At 60.8% G+C, this 13,458-nt stretch carries 8 protein-coding genes and 1 pseudogene; all 9 read right to left on the bottom strand.

Annotated elements, in window-relative coordinates; genetic code table 11:
- Positions 1-838 (bottom strand): annotated as a pseudogene (locus tag EN850_RS36380) (hypothetical protein); the annotation flags it as partial.
- Positions 839-1,038: 200 nt separating this feature from the next.
- A complete protein-coding gene (locus EN850_RS18250) occupies positions 1,039-3,549 on the bottom strand; it encodes an RTX toxin (protein ID WP_246689243.1) in 2,511 nt (836 codons plus the stop codon).
- A gap of 161 nt (positions 3,550-3,710) precedes the next feature.
- Positions 3,711-5,216, bottom strand: coding sequence for a lipopolysaccharide biosynthesis protein (locus EN850_RS18245; RefSeq protein ID WP_246689242.1), 1,506 nt, complete (start codon positions 5,214-5,216; stop codon positions 3,711-3,713).
- A 186-nt stretch (positions 5,217-5,402) separates the two neighbouring features.
- Positions 5,403-6,281, bottom strand: coding sequence for a sulfotransferase (locus EN850_RS18240; RefSeq protein WP_127873504.1), 879 nt, complete (start codon positions 6,279-6,281; stop codon positions 5,403-5,405).
- Between the two features lie 68 nt (positions 6,282-6,349).
- Positions 6,350-7,666 (bottom strand): HlyD family type I secretion periplasmic adaptor subunit, encoded by a 1,317-nt coding sequence (locus EN850_RS18235; RefSeq protein WP_127873503.1) that lies wholly within the window; start codon positions 7,664-7,666, stop codon positions 6,350-6,352.
- Positions 7,667-7,696: 30 nt separating this feature from the next.
- Positions 7,697-9,892 (bottom strand): type I secretion system permease/ATPase, encoded by a 2,196-nt coding sequence (locus EN850_RS18230; RefSeq protein WP_246689241.1) that lies wholly within the window; start codon positions 9,890-9,892, stop codon positions 7,697-7,699.
- A gap of 129 nt (positions 9,893-10,021) precedes the next feature.
- Positions 10,022-11,374, bottom strand: a complete 1,353-nt coding sequence (locus EN850_RS18225; RefSeq protein ID WP_246689240.1) for a polysaccharide biosynthesis/export family protein — start codon at positions 11,372-11,374, stop codon at positions 10,022-10,024.
- Between the two features lie 125 nt (positions 11,375-11,499).
- A complete protein-coding gene (locus EN850_RS18220; RefSeq protein ID WP_136091946.1) occupies positions 11,500-12,720 on the bottom strand; it encodes a glycosyltransferase family 4 protein in 1,221 nt (406 codons plus the stop codon).
- Between the two features lie 60 nt (positions 12,721-12,780).
- Positions 12,781-13,224, bottom strand: coding sequence for a GFA family protein (locus tag EN850_RS18215; RefSeq protein ID WP_127276025.1), 444 nt, complete (start codon positions 13,222-13,224; stop codon positions 12,781-12,783).
- Between the last annotated feature and the right edge of the window lie 234 nt (positions 13,225-13,458).

The raw sequence follows: 13,458 nt of genomic DNA, 5'->3' as shown, positions 1-13,458 counted from the left end.
CATGCTCGCCCACAATGGTCCACGGGTCCGGCGTCCAGGCCGTGGAGGCTGTCGTCCTCGGAAGCGCGGACACGTTGAAGCTGACGGCCGTAAAAGGGCTGGCGTCGTCAACATTATCGCCTTGAATGAGCAGCGACGCCGCGCCGGTCTTCACCTCATTGGCCTGGAACTGGATATAGGCGTTGGTGATGATCGCGCCCTTCGGGAGGTCGATGCTGGTGAAGCGGAGGCCGACCGTCTGGCGGGTGCTGCCGTCATAGCCCAGTTCCAGATCGCTGATGTTGCTCGAGATCGTACCGGAGCCCTTCTCCTCGACATCGTCGCCGGCGGTCGCCACCCTTGTCTCGAAGATCGGGTCGATCGCACTAGAGCTGGCGGTGAGGAAGCTGCTGCTGGTGGTGATGACATTAGCGCCGGTCGAGACCGTGCCGGCGTCAGCGGTGGGGGTAGGGGCGGTGAAGGTGACGCCGCTGCCGGCATAGCCCGTTCCCGCAAACTGCCTGAGGCCGGTGTCTTTCGTCGCCACGCTGTCGAGAAAGGTGCTATCCGGATGGATGCCAAGCCCGGCTGCCGCGTCCGCCAGCCCGATCAACTCGCCACCGGTTGCCGTGGTCGGGACGGCGCTTTGACTGTCACTGTGTTTGCCGGTTTCGACGGCGAGGCTGACGCCATCGGATGCCCCGGAAGCCTGCGACACGCCGTCATCGCCATGCACGTGCTCCGCAACCGAGCCGTCATCGAGCGGTTGAAGGCCTTTGAGGAGGGGCGTCGAACCGAGCTCCGTCGCGAGCAGTCCGATTGCATTGCCGCTATCTGGAAGCCGATGTGGTTTGGACATCGCAGAACTCCTTTGCCGCCGTTTTCCGCACTTGGGCCTCGCTAGGCCCTGATATCGACGCCACGGCCAGGTCCGATCCGCGGTGATCGAGGACTCCGGCTGTCAGAGGCGTGTGTGGAGGCGATGTGCTTGCTGGGCATCCGGGCAGGCTGCAGTGAAATGGATCACGACAGGACCTTGAAGCAACGCGTCCTGCCGGATCAGGCGAGCAGCCAACCATTCAATTGGAATTCATAGATCTTGCCGTCATTTTCGGTTGGATATGGGTCATTATCCAGGCCCCGATCCACGATGTACAGGCTCATATGGTGGCTCGGATCGTCGCTGCTCGGCGCCAGCGCTATTCCCGATGGTTTGTGCGCGTGGGCTGCGGAGATATCGAGCGTGCCCAATAACTGCCCGGTACGCGTCACCATTGCTACCGACTTTGTCGACGTAATGATATAAAGGAGGTCGTTGACTTGGTCATACGCAATACTTTCGTCGCCAGGGTTCCCCAGCGCTTGCGCAGAAAAACTCGTCACGATGTCGTCGCCGCCCGTACTCGCGACGCCGTCGAATTTGCCGTTCGGACCCGGTGAGACGGCGTAAATCGTCTGGGTTGAGCCATCCGCGACATACAAGACTTTATGGTTCGGGTCATAGGCGACGCTCTCCGGATCCGAACTGCCGAACGCGGATGTCTTGAAAGAGGTCACCTTATCGTCGGACGTGTTGTAAAGCCCGTCTATCCCGGGGTTGAGCTCGTACACGCTCTTCGGGGCAGTGTCGTCCGCGAAGAAGAGATGGTGGTTAGCAGGATTATAAGCCACCCCGGCCGGCTCATCGGAGAACTTGACGGTCGTGAGCGTGCCCGCAAGGGTGCCGTTCAAATTCATCTGGTAGAGATTCTTGCCAGTAAAAAGCGCAGGTATCTCCTCGACTTCGCTGTCGGCAACCAGCAACGTGCCGAGGTGAGAGATATAGACGATATCAGTCGGGTCGGGACTCGGCGGCGACCACTGCGAAGTCAGGATTGTGTGTGACAAGGTCACCGACGTCGGCAGCTGGTGGGCCGTGACGTTGACGTTGAAGGCATGGGTATCGATGCTGCCATCGGACGAGGTCGCCGTGACGGTGAGGGCGACCGACGGCTCGGACTGGGCGTTGAGCGTGCCGGTGCCCGAGCGTGTGATGACGCCGGTGCTGGCGTTGATGGCAAAGCGCGGGTCGTCGATGCTGTAGGTGATCGTCGAGCCGGCATCGGGATCCCTGGCCGAGGCGGTGATCCCGACCGCCGTGCCGGCGGCGGCGGTCTGGGCGATCTGGTTGGCGGCGGCGTTAGCGTCGGCCAGGGTGTTGAAAGTGACCGGCTCCGGGCTATTGAGGACGGCGAGGGTGAAGGCCTGGTTGGCGGTGCTGCCGTCGGACGAGGTTGCCGTCACTGTCAAATTGATCGATGTCTGGGTCTCGAAGTCGAGCGTGCCGGTGGCCGAGCGCGTGATGACGCCGCTGCTGGAATTGATGGCGAAGCGCGAGTCATTGATGCTGTAGCTGACCGTCGAGCCGGCATCGGGATCCGTCGCCGAGGCGGTGATTCCGGTGGATGCGCCTGCCGCGGCAAGCTCGGCGATCTTGTTGGCGGCAGTGTTGGCATCCGGCGGGGTGTTGAAGGCTACTGGATTGCCGGATCCTGGCAGCAGATATTCGATGTGCAGCAGCGGCGCGGTGGCCGGATTGTATTCGTAGGAATCGGCCGTGCGCGTGCCAGTGCCGCTGACCAAAAATGCCATGTCGTTGAGTGCGGCCCAGCCCGAGCGGTTGACGATCTCCTGCACGATCGCCGAAAGGTCAGGCGTGCGCTCGGCCAGGCCATGCTCGCCCACAATGGTCCACGGGTCCGGCGTCCAGGCCGTGGAGGCTGTCGTCCTCGGAAGCGCGGACACGTTGAAGCTGACGGCCGTAAAAGGGCTGGCGTCGTCAACATTATCGCCTTGAATGAGCAGCGACGCCGCGCCGGTCTTCACCTCATTGGCCTGGAACTGGATATAGGCGCTGGTGATGATCGCGCCCTTCGGGAGGTCGATGCTGGTGAAGCGGAGGCCGACCGTCTGGCGGGTGCTGCCGTCATAGCCCAGTTCCAGATCGTCGACATTGCCCGATATCGTACCGGAGCCCTTCTCCTCGACATCGTCGCCGGCGGTCGCCACCCTTGTCTCGAAGATCGGGTCGATCGCGCTAGAGCCGGCGGCGAGAAGGCTGCTGGTTGTGACCGCTGCGCGCGTCGAGACCGTGCCGATGTCGGCAACTGCTTCAGGGGTGGTGGCGATGTAGGTGACATGGCTGTCGGCATGGCCCATTTCCGCATCGTGCCACAAGTCGAGAAAGCTGCTGTCGGGATGAATGCCAAGTCCGGCTGCCGTCTCGGTGAGGCCGGTCAGTTTCAATCCGCCATCGCCCCCCAAAGTCGGCGTGACCCCATCTGCGGTGCTGAGATCCAGCTTGTTCGCGGCTGGATCCAAGCTGGTAGTGTGACTACCATTGCCGGTTTCGGCAGCCAGCCCGTCGCCGATATCGGAGAGCACCCGAGCCGTTTCGTTGCCGATCGCTCTTCCGCTCGGCTGGGTCCAATTGTCGTCGGTCAGCCAGTCGTCATTGATGCCGGAGTCAGTGCCGGATTCCGTTATCAAGAGCTTCGCGTCATTCCAGGGAAGCCCAGCGAGTTTTACCACGTCGACTCTCCTCTGCACATTTCTCGATTAAATCGGAATCTCGACGTGCCGACCCGGGGGCTGTTGCGACCCCAGATCGAGCATGGCGATGGGTAACGTTGGACATGAAAGCCGTCGCCCGAAATCCATGGCCGTGCGGTCAAGCGTTGAATTCTACGGGATCAGTCAGTTACCTTCCTCATCCTTGGCCAGGCGGGCGCAACGGCCGCGATCAAGCGCAGCAGTGATAGCCCGTCCCGCCCAAGGAACAGCGACGGCAGGATCCAGCACAGCAGCAAGCCCCCGGCAGATGCCAGCAATGCCGTATCGATAAGCAGGGGAAGGGGAGATAGACGGAACTCGCGTAGCCATTCCACGAGCCCCCATACGCCGGTTCCGACCACGCCCGCGAGTGCCAGACCAGGTACGTGGGCCATAAGGAAGTCTCCCCAGGTCATGCCGGTCACGCGAAGGCTCAACTGTGCCATCAGGAAGAAGTTGATCCCGAAAGCCGCGCCGACGCCGAACGCCACGCCTTCTATGCCCCAGAGTTGCCCTATGAGGGAGCCGGCGAAGACGCCGATGGTGAAAACCGCCTGGCGCCAGGCGCGCGCGTAGACCGTCCCTGTTGCGCGCGAGACGGAATCGCTCAGCTTGTAGCTCGTGCGGAACAGCATGCTGAACGCCAGGATCTGGAGCGGGGCGACGACCGCTACCCATCCCCGCCCGAGAATGACGGCAACCAACTCCGGCGCGACGATGGCCACGACCACACTGGCCGGCAGGACAAGCAGGGCGCACCCCGCGACTGCGCTGCGATAGGCACGAGCAAGCCGCGCGGGCTGCTCCTGGACCAGCGCCATGGTTGGGAACAGCACCCGATCAAGAACCTGACCGACGATGACCGCGGGCGTCGTCATCAACTGTGACGACAGGCCGTACAGGCCAAGCGCATCAGCGCCGAGCCAGCGGCCCACGACAAGCCTGTCCACCTGGGTGGCGAGGTAATTGAAGACCCGGGCGATGGTAAAACCGCTTCCGAAATAGAGCAGTTCGACGATGGCGCGCCGCTCCAGCAAAGGCCGCATCGGATGCGGCTGGCCGGCGAGCAGCACGACCATGCGGATGAATTGCTGGATCAGGAGCGCGCCGACAAGCGCCCAGATGCCCAAGCCGAGCCATGCCAGAATCGGACCGGCAACGACGTAACCCAAGGCAAAGGCGCTGGCGTCGACCAGCGCCAGCCAGCGGAACCGCAGCGCGCGCTGGGCCGCGGCCAATGCCACCATGGAAGCGCCTTGGAAAAGGAACACGAAGCAGATGGCACGAACGACCGGAGCCAGATCGGCGAGGCGAAGCAGCCCGGCAATTGCCGGTGCCATCGCCCAGACCAACGCGGACACAGCGAGGCCGAGGAGGCATGACAAGGTGAAGCCGACCCGAAGATGTCGCTCGTCCAGCACCGGTCGCTGGACGATCGCGGGGGTAATGCCAAGTCCCTGGAAGATCGCCGAAAACTTGATGACGATCAGCGCTGCGGAGTAGAGGCCGAACTCATTGGGCGAGAGCAGCCGAGCCAGGATGAGAAGGGCGACAAGCTCCGCAACCGCAAGGGCACCCATGGACAGGGACGTCCAGAACATGCCCACGACACTTTGTTTTGCTAGCCCGCGCTGGTTGTTGCTCACGCCTCTCTCCAATCGCCTCGGCCGACCCAAACAGGCGGCCACTGCGTCCTTGCCGGATCCGCCGAGTGACACGATTACGTTGGATGATGCGCAGCCACGCGCCCGCGCCTGCACGAAGTTATGATCGCATGGGTCATGAAGGGTCCTCCGCTGCGGTGCCGTCCGCCCGCGCCCAGCGCGCCTTACCTATCGAAGAAGCGAGGGGATTTCGTAGCGATAGAACTCCATCTCGTCCCGGACCTCCGGTATGATCGCCGTTAGATCCTTCCTTTCGAGACGGAGCCACTTCTGCTGGCGGCCTGGATCGATCATCTCCTTGGCCGTTCGGACGATGTCGTCGGTGCAGTTCAGCCCGCAATGTTCAAAGATGCGGCGCAAAACCAACTCGGGATCCTGTATCAAATCCTCGTAGCGAAAAGACAGCACGCGGCCATCGCCCAGCTTGGCGAGATCTTCTCGGGCCTTTCGATTGCCGCGCGCCCACTGGCGCGCGATAACCGTCAATTTCTCATTCTCCTTCAAATCTCGCTCTATCCCGTTGTAACGCGGTCCATAGATCGATGTGTATTTCCTTCCCAATACCCTTTTCGTGACCACCTGTTTTATAATATCTTTTGCATAATAGTGAATTTGCGTTACCGGAGTGATCTTCAAAAGGCGTATTAAACCTTTGAGAGATTTTGCTCTCTGCCACTTAAGCTCCATCGAGCTTATGTACGAAAATGGATTTCTCGTAATATAGAGAAATATGGCCTCCGGAAAAATCTCGTGGACAAACGGCACGCGCAAGACATTGGCAGGGGTATTTTCCATGATCTGTCGGCCGCCGTGCCGCGACTGATATTCGAGGAACCTGCCGCGAATGTAACGTGCGACCCTTTCGGTTGCATCGGTTTCGCCAAATTCGTCATGACGCCGCGCCGGATCGGCATATAGCCACAATGTTTTTGGCTCGTACCAGGTAACGATGTCGGGATGCAGCCCGATCAATTTTTGTGCAATTGTGGTCCCCGACCGATAGTTGCCGATCAGAAAAATCGGAGGTTTCAGCTCTGTTGCTGCCATGACAAGTCTCCGTCGCTAAAAGGTTAGCCGGGGTCGCGCCGATCCGCGCGACAAGCGTCGCCGCGCGGCTATTGGTCTCTGAACGCACGCATCATCTGGTCCGTCAAAGGCTTCATCAGGTAGGAGAGCATCTTGCGGTCACCAGTCCGTATGAACGCTTCCACCGGCATGCCGGGAATGAGCGAGGCAGGGCCAAGTTTCGTCAAATCCTTCGGGTCCGGGGTGATGCGGACTACGTAGTAGACTTCATTGGTGTGCTGATCGCGCGTTACGTCGGCCGCAATCATGGACACCACGCCTTCCGTTTCGGGCGTAGTGCGGACGTTGAAGGCGGTGAAGCGAAGAAGTGCGCGTTGGCCGACCAAGATCTGATCGATGTCCTGCGGAGCGGCCTTCACCTCGACCGTGAGAGTGTCGGTGTCGGGAACGATCAGCATTATCGGCTCGCCCGCACTGATCACGCCGCCCACGGTATGGATTGAAGATTGATGGACCGTGCCGCTGGAGGGAGCGCGAATATCGATGCGTGACAGCTGGTCCTCGGCGGTGACTTTTCGTTCCTCGAATTCGGCGATCTTGGCGTCGACATCGCGCAGTTCGCTGCCAGTCTCGCTGGAGAACTCCTTGTCCAGCTGAAGGATCTGGAGCTCAACTTCGGCGATGGCGCCTTGTGCCTGCGCCATGCTTGACACAAGCTGAGACCTTTCACCCTCGATGCGTGTTGCCTCGCGTTCATATTCCGTCAGCTTCGACTTGAGTGTGAGCTTCTTGTCGACAAGGCTGCGGATATCGACGAGTTCATCGTTGATCAACTCGATCTCCTTGCTCTTTGCCGATTCCTGAGCCGAGTAACCTTCGATCTGCTTTCCGAACTGCTCGATGCGTTCGCGCAAGCGCGCCTTGTTGCCAAAAACCTCGGTTCGACGAAGTTCGAAAAGTCGTTGTTCGCTAGCCACGGTGCTGGCAATCTCCGGATTGTTCATTCGCGTGGCAAGCATCGGAGCAAGTGTCATCCGCCCGCTGCCGTCACGCTCCGCCTCGAGCCGGGACTTTCGCGCGTAGAGCTCATCCAGATTCTTTGTCACGTAAGCCAGGCTGGCACGCGGGATAGTGTCGCTAAGCTGGACCAAGATATCCCCGGCCCGGACACGGTCGCCATCGCGCACGAGAATCTTGCCGACCACGCCACCCGTCGGGTGTTGCACCTTCTTTTCGCTGTTCTCGACGACCACCCAGCCATGCGAAATGATGGCTCCCGAAATGTCCGCTGTCCCGGCCCAGACTCCCATTCCGCCGAGGAGCAGTGCGACGACAGTCATCCCACCGAGCAGATTGCGGCGAATGGATCGCCGGTTTGAAAGCGATCGGTTCAAGACAGGAGCCATGATTGCCTGTTTCCCATATGCCGCAAGTCGTCAATTCGGCAGTCGAGGCGAGGTTGAAACCGGCTGCAGGTCCGCTGTATTGGCCTGTGACATCGGAAAGAGCTTGGACAGAACGGACTGCTTCGTTCCAAACATGTGCATCCGCCCTTCCTTCATCATCAGCACGAAATCCACAGTGGTGAGAATGTTCGGACGGTGCGCGACGATCGCCACGATGCCGCGGCGCGCCTTGATTGCGAGGATCGCCTCGGCGAGCGCCCTTTCGCCTTCCATGTCGAGATTGGAGTTGGGCTCGTCGAGGACGACCATGAACGGATTTCCATAGAGTGCCCGTGCCAAGGCAACGCGCTGGCGCTGTCCGGCTGACAGCGCGGTCCCGCCCTCTCCGATCTGCGTCTCGTAGCCATTCGGAAAACCGATGATTAGCTGATGGACGCCCGCCGCGCGGGCGGCGGCGACGATGGCCTGAGGGTCCGATCCAGGATCGAAGCGGGCGATGTTGGCGGCAACCGTTCCCGCGAACAGTTCGACGTCCTGCGGAAGGTAACCTATGTGGCGGCCAAGACGCTCCGACGACCACTGATCGAGCGCGGCACCATCAAGCTTGATACGCCCCGCTAGCGGTCGCCATGCGCCGACCAGCCCACGAGCCAGGCTGGATTTGCCGGAGCCACTTGGTCCGATGATGCCAAGCACCGAGCCGGCGTCCAGGCTGAAGTCCACGCCTCGCACGATGATCCGTTGCACGCCTGGTGCACCGATCGTGATGTTCTCTATCGTCAAGTTCGAACCGGGCACCGGAAGTGCCATCGGCTGAGCGTCTTGCGGCAATCGGGCGAGCAACTGGCTCAGCCTGCTCCAGCTCTGGCGCGCGGCCACGAAGCTGCGCCAATGGGCGATGGCAAGATCGACAGGCGCAAGCGCACGGCCCGCGAGGATGGAGCCGGCGATGATGATCCCGGACGTCGCCTCGCCCTGGATCACCAGCCAGGCCCCTATACCAAGCATTGCCGACTGGAGCATCAGCCGCAAGGCGCGGGCGAAGCTGCCGAAGCCGCCTACGATATCGCTGACATGCTGCTGTTGCGTGAGATATTCGCGGCTCGCCTCCCGCCAATGGTCGTGTAGGCGGCTGCCCATTCCCATTGCCGCGAGAACCTCCGCGTTGCGGCGACTGGCTTCGGCTAAGCCGTTGCGCTTCACGCCCGTCGAAACCGCGGCGCCCATTGGTTTGCGCGTGAAGACCTCGGTAGCCGCCGTCAGCGCCACCAACACGAGTGCACCGCAAATCGCCGCAATTCCGAGGGTCGGATGAAGGCTCCATATGATTGCCAGATAAAAGGGCATCCACGGAAAGTCGAAGAGTGTGCTTGGCCCCGGGCTCGACAGAAACACGCGGATGTTGTCGAGATCGCGTTGCGGCTGCAGCCCATCGCCCTGGTGGCCGATGTACAAGGGCAGCCTCGACACGGCTGTGAATACGCGCCCCCCGACCGTTTCGTCCAGTTCTCCACCGATCCTGGTCATGATGCGGCTGCGCACGAGATCGATGACCGCCTGCCCGACAAACAGAACGCCGGCCAATATCGCCATGGCTACCAGAGTCGGAACGCTGCGGCTTGGCAGTACGCGATCGTAGACCTGCAACATGAACATCGCTCCGGTCAGCATGAGGATGTTGCTCACGCCGCTAAAAACCGCGACTCCCGCGAATGCTGCCTTGCAGGAACGCAACGCACAGGCCAGTTCCGAACCAGGCGCCGGCTGGATGTCTCTTGCCGAGGGGCTGGCGCCGGCGTTCGTGGACGCGCTTGGCAAGCCGCCCCTTCGCCTTGCCTTGCGGGCGGCTGCGAGCAGCAGCAAGCCCACCGCCGCGAACGCCAGCCAAACCGGAAGAGCGTCTGGACCAGCCAGCAAGACCAGTGGATCGGAGAAGTATCCCCGGTCCACCACGAAATCGGTCCACGGTCGCGGCAGCCAGTTGCGGCCGAGGTCAACGTGGCGCTGCAGAAATGCAGCTCCCGCAAGCGCAAGAGCGAGGAGGAGCAGGATTGCACCTGGAATGCGCGATCGGATGATGGCGCGGTGGCGCGGGGCGTAACGCACCGTCGTCTTGCGGCGCGCCGTTGCACGGAGGAGATTGAGCCGCCTCTGCTCCGCTTTGGCGTGGGAATTCGCCCGGCGGAAGCGATTTCCCACTACTGTCAGTGCTGGCCCAAGGCTCATGTCAAACCCCTGAGGTGCCAAGGTCGGACTATCTCAGGCCGTTCAAGGCACAACGAACCCAAGAGCGTTGCGAAGCAACGATCGCGGCCCTGAAGCAAAGCTTTGCTCGAGGAAGTGGGCATATTCGTGCTATTGGCCGACAATGCTTGGCTGGAGGCCCTCCGCATTTGGGCTCCCCATTGTTCCGGAAGTGTCCGGCGCGTAGAACCCTTTGTTGGCCGCGATCGAAACCTCGATGACATCGCCAGCCAGAACTTCCGTATTTTCATTGGCGATGATGTCGTGGGCGACTTTCCGGTCGCGCCTGAAGATCGAGATCTTCACGGAGCCTTGCAAGTCGTCGAAGGTCCGCTGTTCGCCATATGTAAATATAAAGAGAAGCTTGTCGGCGACATACCTTATTTGGCTTTGAATTTTCCCCAACTCGACCTGCGTGTCTTGGGTCTGCGAGATCAAGTCCATTTCATAACTCTGCTTCTTTTTTCGAAGCTCGCTTTCAGCGGTCAGCATCGCCTGCTGCGCCTGCTCCTGCTGCAGCTCGGTCTGCGAAAGTTCGGCGCGATAGCTGGTATGTGCTCGTTCGGCCGTCATGACATTCGAATTGGTGACCAGGCCTTTTTCCCGCAATGACCGGGCAGACTGCAGTTCCTCGAGTTGAATGTCCGCGGTCTTTTCTCGTTCCTTTCGAGTGGCAGCGACCATATCCGCTTCCTTCCTGGCCCGCTCCAACGAGACATCAAGGTAGGAAATGTCGTCTCGATATGCGGCGAGGCGGGCGTCCAACTGCGCCTGTTCGGACGCTACGATGTCGTCAATCAAGTGTCCGCCAAACTCGACAGGCGGATCGGGCGGGGCAACGAAAGATTTGTCCTGGCGGCTTTCCGCCTGGAGCCGGGCGAGCCGAACCTTTAGGCGATATTCCTCGATCGCCAGACCTGCCCGCGCGCTGCGCAGATCAGCTATTTGCAAGGCCGGCTCCGTGTTTCCCACGGCGGTAGCCCGAAAGCCACCTGCTATAGCCAGTGCATGACGAACCGTTATTCCGGGTTGAAACGGGTACGATCCGGGATGAGCCACCGTTCCGGAAATAAAGAATGGCCGGTACTGACCGATCTCCACTTTCACGAAAGGATCGAGGATGAGCTTCTGCTCCTGAAATGCACGCTGAATGGCCTTCGAAAGGACAACGGTGGTGAGGCCGCGCGCCTGAACATCGCCCAACATGGGAAGCGATATCGAACCGCGATCATCGACCACGACTTCCAGCGGATAGGATGGCTCGCCAATCACGGATACACGCAGGACGTCACCGGTGTCGAACGTATAGCCGTCCGCACGGGATGCATCTGCGGTCAGCAGAACAAAGGCAATGGCCAGACCGCCAATCATTGCGAGCGTGCGGCTGGCCGGAAAAAGCCATCGGACCCAATCCTCCATTAGCGAAGGCCCGGAAGGAAAGTGCTGGTCTGCGCGCAAACGCATCGTCGTACTCCGTTGTCTTGCCTGCGGTCAGGACCAATCGACATTCGTCGGCCGGAGCGTGACAGCAAGGTAGGGTTCGAGCAGTAAGCCTTGAAAATCCGGACTCCGTCGAAGGAGAAAGGGGATCAAAATCCGGGCAGTCCTGAAGGTTGCTTGGCGAGGCCGTCGCGAATTCGCGGGTCGTTTGGCCTTCCTGCTGAAAGGGTTGACTCGAGAGCGGATTGATAGATCAGCTCGACCCTATCGCACATTGTATCCAACCCCCAGGATGCCAGGTCGGTGAGTTTCGCGCTCTCAGCCAATCGAGCGCGGTAGTGTTCATTTTGGAGAAGGTCGGCGATCGCCGCCGCCGCGGCGCCAACGTCTTCTGCCGGCGTCACAATTCCATTCACGCCATGCTTTACAACCTCTTCCACTCCCGGCAGATGCGAGACCACACTGGCTCGACCGCCCGCCAGATACTGCATCATGACGCGAGGCAGTCCTTCTCGCATCGAGGTCAGCACACACACGTCCGCCAGACTGATCAGTCGCTCGGGCTCGCTATGGTAGCCGATCATGCGAACGTTGTTTGCGTACGGGGATCGTGCAATCGCCGACTCAATAGCGGATCGCGCCGGCCCCTCGCCGGCCAAGAGCAGCCGCACATTCGGAACTCGGTCGACGACCTGCCCAAATGCTTCAATGAACTCTATATGGCGTTTTCGCGGTTCCAGCGCGGCCAGCATCAGGATCACCGGTGGCTTAGGCTCTCCGACAGCCGTCCCCAGGAGCAGATGCGATTGCTGTGGCCATTGCGCGTTCGCGAAGCGCTTCAGATCGAAGCCGGAGTGGACGACGTGGTGCTGATCGGCGCTACCCAAATGATTGGCGATGCAAATGTCACGCATAGCCTGGCTGACATCGATGAAAGCCTGTGTACACTTCGCGGCCAGGCGTTCGGCAGCCAGGTACATCAGCCTCTGCGCATTGCCCACATGCACGAAGGGCAAAATGTGCACGCCATGTATGATGCAGGGGATATTGGCTTCCCTTGCAGCGAGGCGGCCGACGATGCCGGCCTTGCTTTGATGGGTGTGCACGATGTCAGGCCGCCAGTCGCGCATAAGGCGCGTGAGTTGGCCAAATGCAGAAATGTCACGGGATGGCGAAATCGAGTTGATGAGCCGCTCAAGAGTCTCAACCCGAACGGCTTCGGCAACTGACATCCGCAAATTCGGATCGTACTCCTCCCCGTGAACCAAACGCACTTCGTGGCCGTGCCGCGCCTGAGCGAGACAGCAGGCCAATGTGTTCTCTTCGGAACCTCCCCGAAGAAGTCGGGTGAGCACATGGAGGATTTTCATTTGCCAATACCTTAGGGGACATGAAATCCAGGGCGGCGCATTCGAGCGCAAAATCGAATTTCACGCGGCCGCATCGACGTCCGACAGCGACCGCGGCGCCGGCACTTCTGCGCTGTTCGCCGCTGGCCGGTCATGCTTGAACTGTTCGGCGCCGGGCAAGGCATGGAGCCAGGTCTCGCGTCTTGAGGTCCACAATTCATATTCGGGCACGAGATCGGTCGGCACGACGTCGAGGCTGCCGATCATCACCTCAGCCTCATTGTCGTCGACCCGGGCGACGCGGCCGCCGCAGGTCTGGCAGAAGCTGCGCGTGCCGTAGGAGCTGACGAGGCCCGTCTTTTCGAAGGCCTCGCGCGGCCAGATGGCAAAGGCCGAATAGGTCGAGCCGCCGGCCTTGCGGCAATCCTTGCAATGGCAAAGACCAATGCGGAGCGGCGGACCGCGGACCGAGAACTGCACGCCGCCGCACAGGCAACTGCCGGTCCTGCGTATGGTTTCGGACATGGCAACCTCCGTCATTGCGTGCTGTTGTGGGCCGGATGGGACAGGTGCTCGCCCCGAAACGGAGCCATATTCACTCGTTCAAGTCAGAGCCCCGTGCCGATCGTGGGATGAAACAGGCTCTATCGGCGCGCCGCTATCGAGCGCGAGCGTTCGGCGGCTTTCCCACGCCTCGCAGGGAACACCTGTCGTTTCGCGATGGCGGAAGGCGGCGCATCGGGTCTGTTTGGATACTGG

It is taken from the genome of Mesorhizobium sp. M8A.F.Ca.ET.207.01.1.1 (assembly GCF_004794715.1).
Taxonomy (GTDB): Bacteria; Pseudomonadota; Alphaproteobacteria; order Rhizobiales; family Rhizobiaceae; genus Mesorhizobium.
The sequence above is the reverse complement of the archived record's forward strand: the minus strand, read 5'-3'. Positions and strand labels throughout refer to the sequence as shown.